16 protein-coding genes and 1 pseudogene are annotated in these 20,561 nt (G+C 40.7%); all 17 read right to left on the bottom strand.

From position 1 onward, the window contains the following. The 17 genes and pseudogenes from H9L42_RS06910 to H9L42_RS06835 all read right to left on the bottom strand — a co-directional run bounded on the left by H9L42_RS06910 (position 1) and on the right by H9L42_RS06835 (position 20,554). Entirely contained in the window at positions 1 to 1,797 is a 1,797-nt protein-coding gene (locus H9L42_RS06910) for a VirD4-like conjugal transfer protein, CD1115 family (RefSeq protein ID WP_187302660.1), read from the bottom strand. Next, positions 1,781 to 2,803: a DUF3801 domain-containing protein gene (locus H9L42_RS06905; RefSeq protein ID WP_187302659.1), complete on the bottom strand. Its 1,023-nt coding sequence runs from the start codon at positions 2,801 to 2,803 to the stop codon at positions 1,781 to 1,783. The genes H9L42_RS06910 and H9L42_RS06905 overlap by 17 nt, the downstream gene beginning before the upstream one ends. Beyond that, entirely contained in the window at positions 2,793 to 3,992 is a 1,200-nt protein-coding gene (locus H9L42_RS06900) for a relaxase/mobilization nuclease domain-containing protein (protein WP_187302658.1), read from the bottom strand. Before H9L42_RS06900 ends, H9L42_RS06905 begins: the two co-directional genes overlap by 11 nt. Positions 3,993 to 4,074: 82 nt before the next feature. Beyond that, the gene (locus tag H9L42_RS06895) at positions 4,075 to 4,437 is read right to left on the bottom strand and encodes a plasmid mobilization protein (RefSeq protein ID WP_187302657.1); all 363 of its coding nucleotides are present in this window, start codon (positions 4,435 to 4,437) and stop codon (positions 4,075 to 4,077) included. Next, complete coding sequence (locus H9L42_RS06890; protein WP_187302656.1) at positions 4,412 to 4,747, bottom strand: single-stranded DNA-binding protein; 336 nt, start codon at positions 4,745 to 4,747, stop codon at positions 4,412 to 4,414. The genes H9L42_RS06895 and H9L42_RS06890 overlap by 26 nt, the downstream gene beginning before the upstream one ends. A 70-nt stretch (positions 4,748 to 4,817) precedes the next feature. Next, on the bottom strand, positions 4,818 to 8,573 hold the full coding sequence (locus tag H9L42_RS06885) for a SpaA isopeptide-forming pilin-related protein (protein ID WP_187302655.1): 3,756 nt from the start codon (positions 8,571 to 8,573) through the stop codon (positions 4,818 to 4,820). Between the two features lie 195 nt (positions 8,574 to 8,768). Beyond that, positions 8,769 to 9,731: a CAP domain-containing protein gene (locus H9L42_RS06880; protein ID WP_187302654.1), complete on the bottom strand. Its 963-nt coding sequence runs from the start codon at positions 9,729 to 9,731 to the stop codon at positions 8,769 to 8,771. A 111-nt stretch (positions 9,732 to 9,842) separates the two neighbouring features. After that, positions 9,843 to 10,091: pseudogene (locus H9L42_RS17350) on the bottom strand (fibronectin type III domain-containing protein); the annotation flags it as partial. A gap of 401 nt (positions 10,092 to 10,492) precedes the next feature. Further along, complete coding sequence (locus tag H9L42_RS06875) at positions 10,493 to 11,299, bottom strand: DUF6017 domain-containing protein (protein WP_187302653.1); 807 nt, start codon at positions 11,297 to 11,299, stop codon at positions 10,493 to 10,495. A 227-nt stretch (positions 11,300 to 11,526) separates the two neighbouring features. Further along, a complete protein-coding gene (locus H9L42_RS06870; protein ID WP_187302652.1) occupies positions 11,527 to 11,853 on the bottom strand; it encodes a hypothetical protein in 327 nt (108 codons plus the stop codon). Positions 11,854 to 11,926: 73 nt separating this feature from the next. Further along, positions 11,927 to 12,814 (bottom strand): DUF5688 family protein, encoded by an 888-nt coding sequence (locus tag H9L42_RS06865; RefSeq protein ID WP_187302651.1) that lies wholly within the window; start codon positions 12,812 to 12,814, stop codon positions 11,927 to 11,929. A 144-nt stretch (positions 12,815 to 12,958) separates the two neighbouring features. Further along, complete coding sequence (locus H9L42_RS06860) at positions 12,959 to 13,210, bottom strand: AbrB/MazE/SpoVT family DNA-binding domain-containing protein (RefSeq protein WP_187302650.1); 252 nt, start codon at positions 13,208 to 13,210, stop codon at positions 12,959 to 12,961. 39 nt (positions 13,211 to 13,249) lie between these two features. Further along, positions 13,250 to 14,527, bottom strand: coding sequence for a hypothetical protein (locus H9L42_RS06855; RefSeq protein ID WP_187302649.1), 1,278 nt, complete (start codon positions 14,525 to 14,527; stop codon positions 13,250 to 13,252). Positions 14,528 to 14,760: 233 nt separating this feature from the next. After that, entirely contained in the window at positions 14,761 to 15,777 is a 1,017-nt protein-coding gene (locus H9L42_RS06850; RefSeq protein ID WP_346726293.1) for a CpaF family protein, read from the bottom strand. Positions 15,778 to 15,987: 210 nt separating this feature from the next. After that, positions 15,988 to 16,641, bottom strand: a complete 654-nt coding sequence (locus H9L42_RS17265) for a P-II family nitrogen regulator (RefSeq protein ID WP_187302647.1) — start codon at positions 16,639 to 16,641, stop codon at positions 15,988 to 15,990. Next, positions 16,628 to 18,109: a DUF1538 domain-containing protein gene (locus H9L42_RS06840; protein ID WP_187302646.1), complete on the bottom strand. Its 1,482-nt coding sequence runs from the start codon at positions 18,107 to 18,109 to the stop codon at positions 16,628 to 16,630. The genes H9L42_RS17265 and H9L42_RS06840 overlap by 14 nt, the downstream gene beginning before the upstream one ends. Positions 18,110 to 18,244: 135 nt before the next feature. Continuing rightward, positions 18,245 to 20,554, bottom strand: coding sequence for a monovalent cation:proton antiporter family protein (locus H9L42_RS06835; protein WP_187302645.1), 2,310 nt, complete (start codon positions 20,552 to 20,554; stop codon positions 18,245 to 18,247). Between the last annotated feature and the right edge of the window lie 7 nt (positions 20,555 to 20,561).

The raw sequence follows: 20,561 nt of genomic DNA, 5'->3' as shown, positions 1-20,561 counted from the left end.
TTACTCCTCATCGTATAAGCTAAGTGTTACTACCGTTTCCAGCTTTTCTTTGGACAAAAAATTAAGATTGATTTCCAAATCTGCCTCTCTGACTTCTGTTGTCTCCTGGATTCTTGCGTCTAGTTGCGCATTCCCATAGAGAAATCGCGTTCCTGCTCCATCTGCCGATCGGGCATAGTTGGGGTGCTTCTTTGGATCAATTTTCTTATCCAGGACAAATCGATTTCCTCGTATTTTTAAAATGGCATACTCTTCTCCAATTTGTGTGTCCACTTCATCTGGCTCCAACAGATTCCTTGCAATTTTTTGCTCATTTTCCGAATACTGTCCATTCCGCCCTTTACTGATATTGCTGGTTTTAACTTGGATTGTTTCTTTCCCCATCCATTCCGAAATCAGCTTTTGAGTTTTATGTTCATTGCTACCAAGATACAGGAATTGATCGCAGTTTCCGATCAAAGTTTCATACTCACTTTTCGGATACATCTTTTCTAATTGGCTGATCGATTGAATCAAAATGGAGAAGGATATTTGATGTTTTCGCCCCGTTGTCAAATAGGTCATAAACTCATCTGGGACTTTTACATTGGAAAATTCATCCATCAAAATGTGAGTAGGTTCAGGCAGTTTCAGGCCCGGGCTTTTTTTGGCTGTTTCATAAAGCAACGGGAACAGTTGACCATACAGCATACTGATCATAAAATTCATACTTGTGTCTTCTGCGGGGATCACAAGAAACAAAGCGGTTTTTTCCATTCCGATTTGCGCTAACTCCAATTCATCATAATCTGTCATTCGACATACACTTTCCAGGTTGAATTTTTCCAGTCTCCCCTGCAGGGTTGCTTGTACACTTAGTCTCGTTTTTGCAGCACCTTTTGTGGCAGATTTATAGGCTTTTACCGCCAGATGTTCCGGATCTCTTTGTTCAATCATTTGAAAAAACGCCATAATCGCATTTTCTTTCACTCCTCCATTCTCATCTTCCTCGATTGTATCTTCCTGAGAAATCCACATTAAGGTACGCATATTTTTCTCTTCTGGGCTTCCAAAATCATAAAGCAGTGCAACATAGGCAACACAGAGGATTTCCGCAAGATTATCCCACATCGGATCGCTGCTTTTACTGTCTTTTGGAACCGTTGCCTGAAATAAACTTTTCACAAGTCGTAGAATATCTGCTTCTTTTCGAAGATACCAGAACGGATTATAATGCCAGGATCGTTCCGGTTCTGCCAGATCCAGTACACGCACCTTATATCCTTCCTCCTCCAGGAAGTTTCCGGTTGCAGCGACCAGTTCCCCTGCCGGATCCAGTACAATGTAAGACGTATTGGCCTGAAGAAGATTTGGTTTCGCATAAAAATAAGATTTTCCGGTTCCAGATCCTCCGAGCACCAGGCTCATCTGGTTGATCCGAATTGGTCTTCCCGTCGTACTAATCCGAACATTTTGTGTTAGCAGGCGATTCTTCTGAAAGGTACGGTCTGCATACTTACGGCACAAGGATTTCGGATTCCCCCACTTTGCCGATCCATACTCTTCCCCAATATGTCGATTTCCTCGCGTGCTCCCGTAAACCAACAGAGCAAATCCATACAGGCCACATAATAGGAGCAGTAGCTTCGGCGTCTCCGGTATCAATTGAATAGCCAATGGGGTTTTAAAAAGTTCTACTGCTTGCTTTAATTTTACAAATAAATTTCCTTCTCCATAAACCACTGGAGCAAATAACAGGCCCAAATACAGCACGATTCCCAGGCCGAAAGCCACATATAGTTTATCGCTCCATTTCATGGCTACGCCCTCCATATTCTTTTCCCTTCTTGTGATGGTATTCAGATACAAATTGATGTATCGTACCATTATTATTCTGCATAGATTTTCCAACTTTCTGCCCATGCCCTGACTCCTTCCCAGCCAGGGCTTTCCTGGGGTTTGCGCAATTCTCTTTCTCTGTGCGGAAAGCATTTAATTCTGCTTCCAGTTTTTCTTTCAGTTGTTTCGGTTCTAGAGCAGTACAGCTTTGTTCAAATTTTGCTTGATACTGTTCGAATGGTTCTTTCTCAGAAAAAAACAATAGATCAGTTCCAGACAGACCCCCAGCTACAAGCATTTTCTCTTTCAATTCCCTCCAATAAGTAATCGATCTGCCTTCAAATTTTCCATCATCAAAGGTCTTCACATACTGATTTTCTTTATAGACATGATATTTTGTTCGAGTGTATGCTTCCCCGTGAAAGGATTCCCTGCTTGTCTCTAATTGAATATACTTGTGAGGGTTGGTTCGTTCACAGACATAGCATGGAGTATCTTTGGCATAATCCCGTTCCGTAATCCGATTAATCGCGCGATCGAGATCCATCGCCTTCCCTTCATAGGCTCGCATCACCTGCTCAAAGGGAATGGTTTCATCCTGCAACTGCATGTTTTGCTGATCGGGAATCCCAATTTTTAGTTTTTCACAAATCCGCTTTACAACAGGTGCATCCTCCGCTTTCACACAAATATCTTCAAATCCCGGATCATGCAATTTATCTTTTGCAATAAAGAATTTCAGATTGTATTTTTTCGCAGTAACTGCAAACTCTTTCACCTTTTCTTCTGGAATGGTTGCGGTACACATTCCTGTAGGATTTTCCGCAATCTGTCGTACACGGCTTTTTTGACTTAACAGAGCCGTCAAATAAATCAGTAGCTTTCCGGAAAGCGCTGCTGCTTTTCCAGAAAGCAAAATCATTTTTTCCGTCCCATCCATCGTAATACGAATCGCAGTTTCTGCCGCTTCACTTTCAACGCTCATGTTCCTTTCCCCCTTTAAAATTCGCAAATGATTTCGATTTTTTTATTTCCTCTTTTGGTCTTTGTTTGATGCTCTCCCGCACTAATTTGTTTTTTGCTGCCAGTCGCTTACTCATTGTCTGAATACGTCTGCAAGTTCGGATTTCTTTCTGAATCGTGTTTCTCTGTTTCATTTGTTCCGGATCCGATACGCCTTGCAGAGATTTGCAATTTTTTTCTAGCGTGTCTAAAATAGCCTGTAAACCACTCTCGTCCTGAATGTTATACTTGGCAATCAGTTTTGCCTGTTCCGATATTTGTTCCAGATACCGAATCTCTTCTTTGATTCGATAATCTAAATACGTCGGGCGTTTTTGTTTAATTTTTCCAAGTTGAAACAAATAAACATAGTACAACGCTTTATATTTGGGCAGTTTCCGCTTTGGTTTCCCTGCCGAGGCATAGCATTTTTTACTGTATCGCCTTGGCTTTGATATTTGCCCGTAATGTGTAGCATACTGCTCCGCAATACGTTTACGAATTCCTTCCAGTGTATACGCTTCATGGTTCAGAGAGCGCAAACGAATGTATCGCTCTTTTCCTGCTGGTCGTAATGCAAAGTGTTTTCCCATCTTTAAATCATAATGCATATGCCGCAATTCTCGATAAAAGTCACTCATTGTCCTCGATTTCTGAATCGCCAGATCAATATCATCTCGAATGAGACTTCGCCAGGTTGACCTTCCTGAATGCTCTGCTTCCCATTCGGCACGGCTTTTTCCCCGATACTTCGGATGGTTAATCACGGACAGTCCGTATTCTCTGCAAAGAGCATCGGAAACAGAGCGAATTTCTGCATAGGTCTTTTTGCATCCGTTGTATTTTTTTCCATCTACAAAGGAAACCGAATTCAGGAGCAGATGATTATGGATATGAGCCTTGTCAAGATGGGTTGCAATTACTACCTGAAATCGATCCGCCCATAAGCGTGTCGCAAGTTCGATTCCAAGCTGATGGGCCAATCCCGGTGTGATTTCTCCCGGCAGGAACGATTGGAAAACATGATGGGCTAAGATCCCATCTTCTTTTCCAAACTGTTTTTTCACGTAATCCATTTCTTCTGGTGCAGTATCTGGCTGGCAGTTAATTCCTGTTACAAACGGAGCTTGTGTTTTTTCCGGGTTTCTTACATAATCCGAAACTTGATTCAAAATATCTTCCTTTTTTTCTGTTTTTCGAAAATCGGTTATATACTCGATCGGTTGCCTCAGCCCTCTGCTTTGATAAATTGGCTTAATCTTTGTGATTGCCATCATTCATTCTTTCCGGAAGCTGAAAATCCCTCCGAATTTCCAGTATGAGTGTTTTTAATTCCAGAGAAATCTGTTCCCATTCCTCTGGTTTCACAATTCCGAATGCATTCGCCACTTTTGCAATTTGATTCAGATTGTTCCCGACAGCAGAAAGATGCCTCATAAACAGATGATACTCAATCGGCGGCTTTGGCTTTGGTACCGATAAATTCAGAAGGCTTCGGAAATAGGCCGACTTCGAATAACCGCTCGCTTGGCATAGCCGATTCAGACGCAGATGTTCTTCTTTCGATAAATAGACTCGAACAGGGGACTGACTACTCCGAATCGGCTTCGTCTTCATCGCGCGGTTCTCCCCAACTCAGAAAATCAATTTTATTTGCTACCACATTGCAGCGATAAGTCATATGTCCGGTTTCATCTTCATACCGACTGGTCTGCAGTTTCCCATCCACTCCAATCAGGCTTCCCTTTTGCAGATGTTCGGCACAATGGTTCGCCAATTTTCCAAATACCGTGATAAGTGGAAAGTCCGCTTTATCGTCTTTGGTTGGCCGCCTGACTGCAATCACCATATTCAACACAGTTGTTGTCTCTGTTTCTGATACTTTCGGTTCGGTTGTCAGTCTCCCGATTAATGTCACTCGATTCATTTTCTATTCCTTTCCGGAAAGGCAGCAAAGCGAAGGCTGCCTTTCCTTGGTTTTATCTTTTTTCGCAGAACTACTTATCTTGATCGACTTCTTGATTCTCCCATTCTTCGACATCCCTTCGTTTTGTGAGAGCTGCAAAGAACAAGGCAATCAAAGAAAGCAGTAAAATCCCGATCAACGGTCCAATTTTATTCCCATCACCAGTTTGGGGAGTATTCCCCATCACTACTGGATTTGCTTTGTTGGTCATTTCACATCGAACGATTTCCCCATCTTCTTTTATTTCAAATAGATGCGCTTCTTCGTTAAGTTGATAATTCGGTGGAGCATCAAATTCCTGGAAATAATAAATTCCTGCAGGCATCTTTTGAAATGTCAGTTTTCCATCTTTATCCGTTCTTCCTTTTAAGATTTCCTGTTTTCTTTCATCTAAAATACGGATTCCGGTGTTTGGTAGAGGTTCCTTGGTAGAAACATCGACCTTGCTGATTTCTACCCCGCCCTTGATTCGGTGATTTTGGATATTTACCTGTACGTCAACGACTTCTATATTTTGCTCTCCCGGTTTCAGTTCAACAAGACGATCGATTGCTTTCACATATCCCTCTGGGATTTTGATTTCTTTTATCTGATATTTTCCCAAGTGCAGTGGTCTTGTTTCTGCCTGTCCTTTTTGATTCGTTACCATTCGTTCTACAGTAGCACCTTTTCTTACATACAGATGTCCAGTAGGAGAATAAATATTTTCCGCCGCTATCACTGCAAATTCGGCTCCTGCAAGAGCTTCGTTTTTTTCATAGAGATACTCCTTTTTATCCTTAATTTGGTAAGATTCTCCGCTTTTCTGTATCCGGATCCGCCCCATTTGCATTTGATTAGTCATCTGGCACTTTGTTATGATTCCTTCCTGAATGGTAAAGGAATAGAGATTCTCATCAATTAGGTATCCCGAAGGTGCGTCGTATTCCTGAAAATAGTAGTGGCCGATCGGAAGTTCTGGAATAGTGAGGATTCCATCTTGATCAGTTCTTCCTTCAAAAATAACCGTCCTTTGATCTTCCAAATAAATGCGTATCCCTGTATTTGGAATCGGTCTTCCGTCACTGAGATCCGTTTTTGTAAGTTTCATTCCGCCTTTTTTCAGCTTATTTTTGATTGTCAGTTCCTGTCTTGTAATTTCAACTGCAGCTTCATCCGCTTTCAGTTCTACCTGTGCGACAATTCCATCCTGTGGTACATCATACCGATCCAAAGAAAGTTCTCTCCAGATTTCTTCTATCTGTTCCACCGGAAGGTCGCGCAGATAATCTTGTAGAATTTTTTCCTGAATGGAATCAAACGAATACTCTGGCCCTGTAACTCTTGGTGCTTCCCAGAAGCTATTCCCTTCATGATCGATTTTAAATTCCTGCTCTAATGGCTTGGAAAGTGCCGTTTCAAAGGCCTCACGTTCTATTTGAGATGGTAATTTCTTTCCTGCATCTTGTAATGCGATCTGCCAGTTTGTAACGATATTTGTAAGATCGGTTTCCTTCAGATGATATTGTTTTACTTTACTGTATAAACCTTTTTCGAGTATGACATACTTTCCTGGGTACAGTGGCTTTGTCTGTGCACTTCCCTGTTCATCGGTCAAAAGATCGGATTCTGCAATGGATCCTTTCTTAAGCCGGATGGTTCCATCTCCAGTCTCTATGTCCTCTGCCGCCATTACATCAAATTTGACAAATGGCATGGCCATCTCCACATAGGAAAAGCGTGCATATGTTGGATCTGGAAGAAAGGTCTCTGCCTGTTTATGAAGCAGGAGTTCCACTTTTTGCGGTTTATCCGCAACTCGTACTTCGATGACTTCTCCTTTTTGGGTCTCGGAATTGACAGAGAAGGAAACCATCTCATCTGCAAGTGCATAACCCGGAGGAGCCTTGATTTCTTTTACCTGATACTGGCCTGCCGGCAATGCGGCTTCCATCCAGGCCTCTCCGTTTGCATCTGTCACATAAGTATCAACCGGATTTCCTTTTTTATCCTGTTGTATAATCAAATTACCTTCCCGATCATATACTTGGAACTGAATTCCAGCAATCCGTACCACTTTCTCGGTCTCTGCATCAATTTTAATAAATTTCACGGGTACTTCGGTCGTTTTGTTTCCAATCACAGTAATCGGTTTTGTTGTGGTTGTTTTATCTTCGATGTCAACAAAAAAGTCTTTCACTTTCCAGTGGTTCTGATCGGTTGTCACCTGCTGAACCAGATACTCACCCACCGGCAGGTCTTTCGTCCCGGCTTCTCCATTCTGATCCGTTGTAATCTCATCTTTAAACATGGTTGGCACATCTTCAAAATTCCAGCCTGCCATGTAATAATCTGCGTCCCAAACGCGGAATACCACCCCGGCTTCCCGATCAAAAACGATGGATTCGTTGTCCTGCAGGTCTTCTTTATAAACCTTTAGAAGGCGAAAATTTCCTTTTTTCACAAGGTTATTCAAGCTTTCTTTGCGTTCTTCCCCTGCTGTAATAATAATCTCCTTTTGAAGTTTTTCCCGATATCGATCCGGCACAGAAGTTTCACTCAAAACATAAGTGCCAGGTAACAGTTCCAAAGTTGTATTTCCATTTGAATCTATAAGATTCCCATTTTTGTCCGGCTTTAAGGCAATATTTACGTTATTTCCTGTAAGTTGAAATTGAATCCCATCGTAAAAATCCAGTTCCAGATCGATACTTTTTTCTCCGTCTTCCAGTAGTTTTTTTACGGTTAATTTTCCCCATTCTACCCAGGTAACCGAAAAGGAAGTGTTAGAAGTTTCTCCAGTACCGCAAAAAAGAATATCCTGGCTTCCGGAAACCCTTATTAAATAAGGATTAAAACTGGACAGAGAACCCTCTAAATTTCCTGTCTTCCAAGTTCCTCTTACACTCTTGTCCGCCGTAAAATAAAAGGTATCACCACCATATACCTTAATTGTTCGTTCGCTTCCATAGGTTTTCGTAACACCATCACGAGTCCGATGGATTTTGACGCCTTTGGGGAGTGGGATCTGGATTCGATTATCGGAATGCGCAGTTAGACGAAATACAGGTGTTTCTTGCACTTGATTTTCTGCATCCCACGTTGCCTTGACGCTGGAATAATTTAGTTTTAATGAGGAATCCGTAGGTGCATCGGGCCAGTCATTTTCGATTTTATCAGCTACCTGTTTGACAAGTTTAATCGTGTCGCTGCTGACACCGTAAAAAGCGTCTGAATCCGCACTGCTTTTATCATATAAGTAGCTTAGAATCATATGACAAAGCGCGTAGGCATCATCATCGTCTGCCCAATCATCGTCATCATCCTTTTTACTTACATACTGCTTGGTATTCCGATCATATCCCGGATAGCCCCAACTGTAGTATAGTGCCTTACTCATAAGCTTGTTATTATAATCGATTGCTGTATGTGCACCTTCTGCAGGTGGTGTTTCTTTTGGTTGAACACAATATGCAACTTTTGTCTTTCCGTCAATTTTTACACGAAAATTCCTCGTAAAGAAATTTTCATACTGGATGGTTCTGGAATAGGTTAATTCCACACGAGCGTTTGCAGCAAGCGGTGATGCTCCGGTACTGAACAGTACCATCCCATTTTGTTGCTCTAATTCTTTCATTACGCTTTCTGTTTTTATATCTGCTGCCTCCAATTGGATCGCTTCTCCGTTCTGAGCTATGTTGGATTCTTTCACAGCTCCAGCACGGACTTCTAATGGAATTCCGCAAATCAGCATTGCAATCAAAAGCAAAATCAGAAATCGTTTTCCTTTTTTCTTTACCGTTTCCATAAGAGTTCCCCTTTTCTTCATCTTGGCATCTACTTTTTGTAAAAGAAAAAGACCCGAAGGTCTTCTGCATTCATTTCTTTCGTAGCTTAAGGTTCTTTTAACCGTTTTCGTATATCCTTCATATATCCCTTCCCGATCAAAAAAGAAGCGCGGAGATTCCAACGCTTCTGTTGACTTTTGTTTTACTTACTTTTTTTATTTTGCATAGGCTTGGGTAATCGTAAAGCTGTCTGCTCCATGATACACAATCCCCGTTCCAATATAAGCATGGGACGGTGCTAAGAGGTTCTGTCGGTGGCCTGGTGAAGTATAATAGGCGTCAATTGCCGCCACAGCTACACAATGTGCGCTTCCCATTCCGCCTTTTGTGATATTTTCATTTACGGATTGATAGCCACAGTTCCCGTAGCGTTGCCCTGGATTTCCTCCGAGATTGTGCCAATAGGAAGAGTTCCCGTTGTATGTAGAGACACGTATGGCTTGTTCTTCTGCTTTCTTCGTAAGATCTTCTTTCTCTATCAAGTCACAAAGTCCATTCCCCGCGCGAATAGCATTCGCCACGATATTCGCCAGGGTACTTTCATTTCGAAGCAATGAAATAGATGAATTTAGCCGTCCTTCCAAAAGTTTATCACTATAGTAGCGGATTGGCTGGATAGTCGTCCCGCCAAATGCAGTCTGCGTCACTTCTAAATACGCATTCTCGGTATTTATCTGATAGGGTTCCATCAAAAATACGGTTTGTACTCTTTCATTTTCCGCCCCAATCAGAATAAGATGCTCCGGATTTTTCTCCACTTGATACAGATATTGCCGATTATAGATCGTCTCATAGCTTTCGATAAATCCTGGCGGAACCGCTCCTCCCAGTTCGATATTCATAGAGGCTGTCTGAATCTTGGTCCCTTCTGTAATCGGATAAGATCGTTCAATTCCATCTTCATTCTGAAAGTAGAGCGTTCCAGCAAGAAGCGGAGAAAGAACCGCTTTTAAGATTCCTTCCTCACTCCTTTGTGGTGTAATATGGCAATAGGACATTGCTTTTGTTTTTGAATCTGCATCATAGGCTTCCGAAGTGGACATTGCATATAAGCTGCTTGAGGAAAGCAGATAATCTTCTCCTGCGCTTAACTCCTGTACTTCCTGCCCTGTTTCCATATCTAAGATTTTCAGATGCCGCTGTGTAGCCAGGGACGGATCCGGTATGGGATTCTTTGGAATCGTAACCTGTTGCCGCTCTCTCCCACGAGTCCGGCCACTTCTTTGAGTTGAAAATTTACCATATACATTTCCACGGCATGCACGGACTTTATAAAAGTACGTTTTTTCAGGTTGAAGTTGGCTATCTTGATAATTCGTACGCCTTATCTTCCCTATCTTTTTATAAGAACTTGTTTTGGATGTAGATCGGTATAGTTGATAGGCAGTTGCACCCTTTGCTCGCTTCCAACTTATATTAAGGCATTGATCCGACACCTGTTCTACCTTTAACCCGGTTACGGTTTCCGGTTTGGACATTCCGCTGGTTTTTCTTGAGAATGATCCTTTCGATTTACCCCTGCAAGCGCGAATTTGGTACCAATATCGTTTTCCTGGCACCCGCTTTCGATCGAAAAAAGAACGTTTCCTCGTCTTTTTAATTTTTTTGTATGGTCCTTGCTTTTTTGCTGCACGGTAAATCTGATAAAAGTTTGCGCCTTTTATTCGGTTCCAGGTTATCTGAATCGTATGGACACCTTGTGGAAGTGTCTTCACCTTTGTAACTCTTCCTATCATGCTTGCATATACGGTATCCAGATTCCATCCACAGTTCCCGCTGATTACTAGAATCATCAGAAGTAGTCCTATCCATCTATGCCATTTCGTTCTCTCCATCTTCCATCTCCTGCCTTCCATTTAATTATCCTCTTTTTAGTGTATCATAAAAAATCCGAATTCTCGCATCGCACTTCGGAATCATAGTATGCATCAATCGTAACCGGAGCACGAAATAATGCGGTCAACCAATACTCGCGAATATTGCGAATTGGTTGATTCTGCTTTTCCATACATTCCAGAATATATTCTAAATGGCTGCAATCTAACGATGTCAGACGTTCCAAGACCAACTTCGCTGGATACTCATACTTTCCAATCGAAAAATACTCTTGATGGGAAGCCAGAAATACCGTTTCAGAAAGAAGTTCAATGATTTGATCCAGTCGGCGTTTCCCTAATTTTTTCTGTAGTGTACAGGTGTCAAGTTTCTCGCAAAACCTACTGCGAATAGCATCTATGGAATCCATATTGATGGATGATGTATTTTGTTTTTGTGTATTTGATACTTTCGTATTTAATTGGATTGGAAGTACCTGTGCAGGCTTTTCCTGTTTTGGAAGCGCCTGCACAGGGTTCCCCATTTCCCTCCCTTCCTTGATAGGCATTCCTTCCCTGTTTGGATATTCATAAATCATATACTCTATCGTTATCAATTGTCCTTTTTCATTTCGGATTCGTCTACGTTTTATATACCCCTGTTCTTCCAGTTCCTTAACCGCAGTCCGAATTCCATCCACACCATCTTTACAAATCACGGATAGTCCTCGGAGTGTATAATCCCATGTATCTGGAAGCGACAGCATCAAAGATAAAAGCCCTTTTGCTTTCAGTGACAACGTCTGATTCTTCAAATGATGATTTGCCATTACCGTATAATCTTTTGTTTTCTCCACACGAAATACTGCCATCGCGGTCCTCCTTATTCGCTATTGTCTCTTCCAGCAATAAAACATACCTTACTTTCGTATTCTTACCATAATAAAAAGCAACAGTTGCCCTGTTGCCCTTACATTCTTATCACTTCTTTAAATAATTTTTCCATAACGTTTCTCGCGACTCTTTCCAGTGACAAGTTATAACGATTGTATTTATCCTTCCAAAATAGATCATATAATCTGTTTGTTTTTCCTTCATTTTAACCGCTCCTCTCAATTTCTTTCAACAGGAAATAACAATGGCGAAAGCCTTCTTTGTAGATTTCTCTTTGTTCGATTTCCTGACACTTATCTTCAAGCCTTAGTAAAGATTTCAATGCTTCTTGCTCTTGTTCAGATAGTCGCAATTCTCCACTGGACGTATACTCTAAAATATGTGTCACATTTTCATATCTGTCCAATAAACGTTCCTTTTCCACCAAGACGTCTTGATATTTTGGATTATGATTCAACCGTTCCCATACATCTTGGCAAATCTGATCCCAGATCCGATCCTCAAGTGTTTGTTCCATTCTTACTTCTTCCATACATCTACTCCTTTCTCCTATGCTCTATTATATAGGCAAAAAGGCTGTTTCTTAGGAAGTCTTTTCATATTTTTTAACGATCCTGTTCCACCTGACGCTCCGTCGGTTCCTTACAGCGCTCTAGCTTCCTTTCATCCTTTTTATAACGATAAATGCTGTCGGACAGCACCTCATTCGGTGCTACGACTTCCTGATTGGCACTCCTGACAATCCATCTCAGTTCCTTTTCAGAAAAGTTACCTTGATCTGGAACAAGAATCATCTCGTGAATTGAGGAAGGTAGAAGATAAAAGTCACTGTTTTCTTTTTCGGCAATTGCTTCCAAAACACCAGGATAGAGAATCGCTGTCGCACCAAACACTTTCTGTTGATTCGTAATGGCTTTCATCTCTGGAGCTAATTCCATAATTTCCATAGGGAACATTCGTTGTGTGTTTGATAGTGCCGTCTGATGTAATTCCTTCAAAGTCATTCCACTATAGGCCATCAGATCAGGATGAATAAAAAAAGCTGCAATTCCACTTGAATCTTCTCCAACCATACAGCGATATGTAATTGCCAAATCTGTATTCTTCACAGATAGATGAGGAACGGTTCTAAGGAATTCCTGATTGTAACGTCCTCCGAGTAATTCACAAAAAACATTTTCTTTTATATATTCTGGAGTTATATCCACTGCACGATTTCGCATGAATTCTGGCGCTTCTCTTTGAAGAAGTTCTCCTGCACCAAGCACAGCAAGATTAAAATCTCCATGTTCTAAATAATCTCGATATAAGTCCTCAATGAAGATGGTACACGCTATCCCTGAACTTTCTTTTTCAAGATGTAAGCCGGTTAACATCCTGTCTCCTGATTGAATGACCGTTTGTTTTTGTAATTCTCCTTCACACATAAATTTTTCTTCCAGTTCTTTTATCAACCGGGCTTTAAACTCTGCATAGATCATTCTTTTCTCCATAAATCTCTCCTCCTAAATTTTCGCGCAAAAAAACAGCAGAGTTATCTGCTGTAATCCAAAACCAATTTTTTATATGCATCTCATTAAGCTTAATGTTCTCTTATCCTTATATCATCACCTCCCATGAATATAAGTTATTACGCATTATTCACAAGTTTCTCTTCTTAGACTCTCAATACATGCCCTGCAAACAGGTTTTCCCTTAAAGGTCATAAGATCGCTTTCCGAACCACAAATGATACAGTTTTTTCTATACTTTCTCAGCAAAATCCTATCCCCATCAGTAAATATTTCTATTGAATCTCTAAGTTCAATATCTAAGGTTCGTCGTAGCTCTTTCGGAAGTACAATTCGCCCCAGGGGATCAATCCTTCTCACGATTCCTGTACTTTTCATCTCATCCTCCTTTTCTTAGTTAGAATACTATTAATACGTTTAACGTTTCTTTTGTATGCGCTTGATCTGTTTTATGCACACCTCTTGCTGCGTTTCAAAGTGATAACTTCTTACAAATTCGATATCTGACTTCCATTTTTCTTTTGCAAATTTATTAGCCTGAATCGCTCCATTCCGTTTGATAAAAAAATCTAAATACTGAATAATTTCATATTTCTTTAGAATCTCGAAATCTATAATCTTGCTTAGAATGTTTTGCCTTGTCGAAGCATCTAAACCAATCTTGGAGTCCACTGTATATCCACATAAATACAATGGCGATTGATGGATTTGAGAACTATAATTTATTACATCTTCTCGGGCACTGTTCTCTTCGATCCAACGAAAATCTGTAAAAATCGCCTGATATTTTTTTAGATAGTATCTTAACTCATCAATGCTAATAAAATGTATGCTACATTTTTGACAGTAATTGATATTCAATTCTACAATGCCTCGTATTGTGTAGACCTTTGCTTTACGGCTTTCTATCGGGTGCTTCTCCTTAAGACATTGAATCAGTCCACCATGCACATAAAGGATCGCTTTCTCTTTTTTCTTCTGAGGTTCATCGTGCAGTATCGTTTCTTTTAAAAACTGGTTGGTTACAAGCGCCTCACCTTTTTCCTCACTCAAGCAAGATGAAGGGGTATTAGGAATCGGCTCTCCATTCTTATATTTTCTAAGTTCTCTCATAATAAGTCTCGAGATATGATCCTCAAAACAAGTCTTATAAATCTTATCCCCTGTTTTCTTCCGTCTCATTGGATAGTAACTTGGCCCATCGTTAAGATATTTCTTTTCTGCCTTCAAATTGTTTCTTCGAATTGCTTTTTCTCCCATTGGTAGCGTATCATCTGCTTCTAATAATTCTAACTCGCGCACCACTTCTTTTAATCGTTTCCGTTTTTCTGGATCCATTGGCTGCGTGAATCCCTTCCAAGCATAATCAATTTGCTCCCATGAATAAATATATGCTATTTTTTCGCTTAACCATCCTGGCATACAAATTAACTTAAATAGTTTTTTTAATATAGAAATTTCATCGATCCCTTTTAATTTATTTATTCTTTCCTCAAATGTTTCTCTTCCATGGAAATCCACTCCTTCTAATTGCTTTAGATGGAGTTCTTGAAGCAAAAATCGATATGTATTCCAGTCTTGCTTTGCACAAAAGTAAGTGGAAAGAGTTCCAGTGTTAAAAAGTGTTTTACCATAACTGCATAAACCGGAATATGCCGATAAATCCCATCCTTTTTCTAATATTATCTTATCCATCTGTATTTCCTGCCAAATATTATATTTTTTAACATCTCTTTCGCTTTTTTGGTGGAGCGATTTAGGTACTATTACGCATTTCCTTTTGTAGCTTCACTATTGATTAAAACATTTCGATCTGGCTCTCATACTATATCACTATTTGATCTCCTTTTTTAATACTCTTTGAACTTCTCCTTTCTTGCACTCGTATTTAACTGCTTGAAAGATTTAATAACTTGTTTACTCTTATCTCAACTGTTTCTATCAGCTTTCTCATCTTTAACCTGTTCCAATTTATAATTATGAAAAAAAGTATCTTGTAATTTATAGTTATTATATGCAAAAAATGTAAATTTTGCAATATGATTTTGAAATTTGTTAAAAAACATCAAACGCATTTTTTCTCTAGTAGATATATTTGCCTGTATCATATCCATCACCTCCTTTCCCCGGACTTCCCCTACGATAATACGATCTGGACGCATTCGCAGACTGGTCTTGATCAAATCCTCCATGGTCACCCTGCCTTTCTGCTGGACATTGGCCTGTTTGCATTCCAATCGCACCAGATTGTGGATCTGCTTAATCTGCAATTCCGCGGAATCTTCAATTAGAATTACCCTCTCATCATGAGGAATAAAGTTGGACAGCACATTGAGAAATGTCGTTTTCCCGGAAGAAGTTCCCCCACTGATAAAACAATTGTACCCCGCTTTTACCATAGATTGAAGAAAATCCGCCGCTTCTTTTGTGATGCTCCCCATTGTTATCAACGCGGGCATATCAATTGCTTTCTGCGGAAATTTTCGAATCGTAAGGATTGGTCCGTTCAGAGCAATATTTTTGTAAACAGCGTTTACTCTGGATCCATCCGGCAGACGAGCGTCAACGATCGGGTTTAATTCATTAATTTCCCGACGGACCCCTGCCGCCAGTCTTCGGATCAGCTCTTCCAGATCTTCTGTGGTATCAAACTGAATCTCTGCCTTCTGTATCATTCCATTTTTTTCAACGAAGATATGATCCTTTCCATTTACCATAATTTCAGAGACCTGTTCATCTTCAATATAAGGCTGCAGAATGTCCAGTTCTCTCCGCATAGAGAAAAAAATTCGGTCGATCAGTTTTTCTACGTCTTTCGGATGTCTCTGTATCAGTCTTCTATCCTTTAAAATATGTGCCTCAATGGTCTCGCGGACAAACTCATCGGTCAACTCCTCTTCCTCCAGAGCCAAAGCATTCCGTATTTTCTGAATAATAGTTCTCACATTTATATCCTGCTTTATAATTTCATTTTTATCCATATTTTACTTATTTTTCCTTTCTTGTGTATAGTATAACACACTGGAATTTTTTTGCAATCATTCTTTTTCGACAAATTTTGACAAATGTACTGGTACCTCTGTTAATTTCACGAAAAAGAGATGCTCTGAAATTGAAGAGCATCTCTCATTAAAAAAGGATTTCATCTGCCGTGTTTATTTTTCCTTATGATAGAGTCCATAGGCCCTGCTTACTTCCTGAACAAACATAACCCCTTTTCCCTGTTCTTCCATATGCATTTCCCGGTTAATCGCCTCTGTTATTGCCTGCGAGTTTTCCTTTTTCACAATCATCATCAGAATTTCTTTTTCCGGCTCAATGTCCATTAAAAAGAGTCTGCTTGTTTCATGTCTTCCCGCTCCGCGGGCATTAATAATGGTTCCACCCTGTGTTCCCGCGCTCTGTGCCGCTTCCAGCGCTTTTTCCGCGTCACCTTTATTGACAATCACCGTTATCAGATGATACATGCTTTTACCCTCCTTGTCTTCTCCCTCCAAATCCGTCTCATGAACTCCGCCCGTAAAGCTCAGAGCTGGCACACTGAATACAATTCCATGGTTTTGTTTTTCCATTTCCAGCTCCTCATACAGCAGCTTCATCAGACGAAAAGCATAGCCTGGTTTGGCTACCATAACAAGAATTTCTTTCTCTGTATGGCTCAGCTCAAAAACCTCCAGCCAGAAATTCTTTACCGTTCCCACTCCATAAAAAATGGTTCCTCCGAAAATTCCGTGATTCCTTGCAAAACGCAGTATTTTACTGGCAAGCCCATGATGAACTACAAAATAAACGCACTCAAAGGGTTTCACTTTGTTCCCCTCCTCCCTGTTTCGCTGTTTTTATTTTAAAAATCAAACCCAAAACCTGCAACGCGATAATCGGAGTCATTGCTACCATTGCGATCACGCCGAAACCTTCTACCATCACATCCGCGCATTCTACATACTCAGCCGCACCTTGCGTAAATGTCAGAATAAAAGTAGCGGTCATTGGTCCCGAGGCAACGCCACCCGAATCAAAGGCTATTCCCACAAACAATTTTGGTGCAAAGTACATCAATCCAATACAAATTGCATAACCTGGAAGCAGATAATGCCATAGCAGCAATTCCGGTATCAGAATCCGCACTACCGAGAGAGCCACCGCGCACCCTACGCCAATTGACAGAGCTCCCAGCACATAGGGACGTTTTACATATCCTGCCGTAACCGTCTCGATCTGATGCGTTAATACATGTACTGCCGGTTCTGCCAGAATGGTAAGCAGCCCAATCACAAATCCGACAATAATCAGAATCACATTTGAATAATTCCCTGCGAGATAATGGCCGATGTAACTTCCCGCGTCCAGGAAACCCGCGTTTACACCGACAAGAAAAACCGTCAGACCAATCCAGTTATAAAAAAGTCCGATACAGATCCGTTTCAGGTTGCGTCCTTTTACTTTAATTGCCGCAATATTGCAGATTAGAAACACCGCCAGAGCGGATTCCCACGCGATATGCGGGAACTCCTGAACAAATGGAAGCAGGATCGCCGGATTTTCTCCAGGGTCAACCGTCATGCTACCGTGTATCTCATCAGTGCCGAAAAGAATACTCATTATCATCACAGCTATAATCGCGCCAGTAGACGCAATCGCTACCAAGCCAAAACTATCTTTTTCCGATGATTTAGAGTCCTTTCTCATAGCGGTTACGCCAATTGCCAGCGCCATAATAAAGGGAACTGTCATGGCGCCCGTCGTAGCTCCTGACGCATCAAAAGAAATCGCAAGAAACTCTCTTGAAGTAAATAAAGCAAGAACCAGTATAATCAAATAGAGAATTGTCAAAAGCTTATAAAGCGGAAACCCTTTTACAATTCTGCCTAGTCCAGTGCCAAGCAGCACCGCGATTCCAATAGAAACAACGATGACAATGGTGATTTTGGGAATCAGTCCATCGGTTACACTATCCACCTGATTAGCCAGAATGTGAAGATCCGGTTCGGCAATCGAAATAAAAAATCCCAGAGCCATTCCAGCCAAAACTACAATAACGAATTTGTTGCTCTTTGTAATAAAGGAACCCATATGGTTCCCAATCGGAGTGATTCCCAGATCAACACCCAGAAGAAAAACCGAGAGACCGGCGATAATCAATACTGCTCCGATTAAAAACCGGATTACCATACTGCCGGACATGGGTGTCAGGGTAAAATTCAGAATTAGAACGATCATTGTAATCGGAAGTACTGAAACAAAGACTTCCTTCAACTTTTCTAATAGTGCATTCAATCGCATCCCACCTTTCTTCTTGGTTTCGACAGAAAATAACGAACTTTTAGAATATTATATCACATCTTTTTAGATTTCGCAAGTTAATTCAAAGAAACCGCAAATTTATATAACTTGCGGTTTCTTTGAAAAATTTTATTCTTCTTCATCTAAAAAATCAGCTTTCAGCAAGCTATTTGCCATTTTTTGAGTACCGATTACCCACAGCAAATCGCCTTCTTCGATTACCATATCAATATCCGGATTCACAATCGACAACATTCCTCTTTCGATTCCAAGAATATACCCTTTATATTTTGTACGGAATCCGGAATTTTTAATCGATTTTTTTATCAGGCTGGCTCCTTCTTCCACTTCAATCGGACAGCATATAATCTGTTTTTCCGGCTCAATTTCGTAAAAAATTTGACCATAGATATACTCTCTGAGCGTCACCATTGGTTCCTGTGGTTCCTGGATATGTTCCGCGTTCTCCAGCATCAGGATGCAGGCTTCAATTTCCGTTTTCGTTCCAATCGCATGAATCACATCGCCTTCTATCACTCTGGTTTTCCCACTTGGCATATTGAGATGTTTGCCATCTCGGATAATCTTAATAATCGTCACATGAAAAAAGCGGCTCTGACAGAACTCGAGAATCGTATTCTGCGGGATCGTCTTGGTTACATTGAATTCCACTACGAAAAAGGATTCATCCAGCCAGTGATGTTCTCCTTTTATCCCTCGCTCCCGTTTCTGTCTCGCAAGAGTATTTTCATAAAAGTTCTCTATGAAACGCATCTCTATTTTCAAAGTTTTTCCCTTGATATAGTCCGATTTTACAATAAATACAATTGCCGCAAAAGACAATACGATAAGTGGAATATAGGGGAGATGCAGCAGCTTTCTCAAAGTCATAACAATGAATCCGCAGGAAATAACGATTCGCATGCCGGTAAATGCCAACAGCGGCATTCTATTCGCCTGACTTTTCAGCCACAACTTCGTATACAAAACGCTTTTTTTGGAACACATAATATTAATCAGCGGTATCATAAACAGACAAGTAATGCCCGCCGCAATGAAATTCGCCTCAATTCCATGCATATATTCTTGTAAAAAAGGAAGTAAAAAGCTGGTTCCTCCAACATATATGAACAGAATCGCAACCGTACAGATCAGTGTGCGGACAAAAAAACGCTTGATGTATCGATTCCAGTCCCAGTCTTTATCTGCTGTACTCTGTTGTTCCGATGTATGGCGGTTCAAAAATTTGTACAACTTGGGGGATAGATGGTGCCGGGCAAATTCATAAACACGCTCTGAATTTTTTATAAATATCGGAGTCGTAAATGTAGTAATTACAGAAACACATACCACAATCGGATAAAGAAAATCACTGATTACCCCAAGACTCATTCCAAGAGAAGCGATAATGAATGAGAATTCACCGATCTGAACCATGCTGAAGCCTCCGCGAATCGCTGTATGGAGTGACTGCCCGGAGAAAAGGATACCAAGTGTGGCAAATGTCATCTGCCCTAAAATCGTAACAGCAGTGATTATCAGTATCGGTCCCAGATATTCGACCAACAGATTGGGTTCAATCAGCATCCCTACTGAAACAAAAAATACAGCGCCGAACAAATCTTTGATCGGTTTAACCATACTCTCAATCCGCTTGCCCTGAAAAGTCCCCGCCAGAATCGAACCAGCCAGGAATGCCCCCAAAGCTGATGAAAAGCCAATTGCGTTAGCAATTACAACCATCCCCAAACATAACCCAATGGATATAATGAGTAACAATTCATCGTTCACAAGGCGGGATATTTTTTTTAAAAAAGTTGGGATCAGATAAATTCCTAAAACCAGCCAGATTACAAGATCAAGCAGCAGCATCCCAATATTTTTGAAAACATCCAAACCAGATGTACTCTGTCCGACTGCGAGAGTTGACAGAATGATCATCATAAAAATGCCCCCGATATCTTCAATAACAAGCGTCCCCAATACTAGCTGGGCAAACTTTTCTTTTTTCAACTTATATTCTTCGTAGGCCTTTAGAATAATCATTGTTGAGGACATGGAAATCATTCCGCCTAAAAAGATACTGTCCATTTTCTCCCAGCCGAGAAGCTGTCCTGTCGCATATCCAATGATGATCATGGACATCATCACCGTCATAGAGGTAACGAAGGCACTTCCCCCCACAGTGGCAATTTTTTTAAAACTGAATTCCAGTCCCAGACCGAACATCAAAAAAACAATTCCAATATTGGCCCATACTTCGATATCCTCCACTTCAATAATCGTGGGAAGGTAAGAAAAGTTAGGACTGATTAAAAAACCCGCAATAATATATGCCAGAACAACCGGCTGACCAATTTTCTTAAAAATCAGCGTCACAATTCCAGCTACTACGAGAATATATGCCAGATCACTTATTAAATAGTCGAGTGTCTCCATATATAAT

Origin of the sequence: Zhenpiania hominis, assembly GCF_014333425.1 — a bacterium.
Classification (GTDB): domain Bacteria; phylum Bacillota; class Clostridia; order Peptostreptococcales; family Anaerovoracaceae; genus Hominibacterium; species Hominibacterium hominis.
Note: the sequence above shows the minus strand (reverse complement) of the source record. Positions and strands in the feature narration are given on the sequence as shown.

Excerpts from the sequence above, each read along its gene's own strand:
- H9L42_RS06895 (WP_187302657.1), bottom strand. The coding sequence starts at position 4,437 with ATGAAGACGAAGCCGATTCGGAGTAGTCAGTCCCCTGTTCGAGTCTAT.
- H9L42_RS06860 (WP_187302650.1), bottom strand. The coding sequence starts at position 13,210 with ATGAAAAGTACAGGAATCGTGAGAAGGATTGATCCCCTGGGGCGAATT.
- H9L42_RS06875 (WP_187302653.1), bottom strand. The coding sequence starts at position 11,299 with ATGGCAGTATTTCGTGTGGAGAAAACAAAAGATTATACGGTAATGGCA.
- H9L42_RS06865 (WP_187302651.1), bottom strand. The coding sequence starts at position 12,814 with ATGGAGAAAAGAATGATCTATGCAGAGTTTAAAGCCCGGTTGATAAAA.
- H9L42_RS06910 (WP_187302660.1), bottom strand. The coding sequence starts at position 1,797 with ATGAAATGGAGCGATAAACTATATGTGGCTTTCGGCCTGGGAATCGTG.
- H9L42_RS06835 (WP_187302645.1), bottom strand. The coding sequence starts at position 20,554 with ATGGAGACACTCGACTATTTAATAAGTGATCTGGCATATATTCTCGTA.
- H9L42_RS06890 (WP_187302656.1), bottom strand. The coding sequence starts at position 4,747 with ATGAATCGAGTGACATTAATCGGGAGACTGACAACCGAACCGAAAGTA.
- H9L42_RS06880 (WP_187302654.1), bottom strand. The coding sequence starts at position 9,731 with ATGGAAACAGGGCAGGAAGTACAGGAGTTAAGCGCAGGAGAAGATTAT.
- H9L42_RS06870 (WP_187302652.1), bottom strand. The coding sequence starts at position 11,853 with ATGGAAGAAGTAAGAATGGAACAAACACTTGAGGATCGGATCTGGGAT.
- H9L42_RS06855 (WP_187302649.1), bottom strand. The coding sequence starts at position 14,527 with ATGGATAAGATAATATTAGAAAAAGGATGGGATTTATCGGCATATTCC.
- H9L42_RS06905 (WP_187302659.1), bottom strand. The coding sequence starts at position 2,803 with ATGAGCGTTGAAAGTGAAGCGGCAGAAACTGCGATTCGTATTACGATG.
- H9L42_RS06885 (WP_187302655.1), bottom strand. The coding sequence starts at position 8,573 with ATGGAAACGGTAAAGAAAAAAGGAAAACGATTTCTGATTTTGCTTTTG.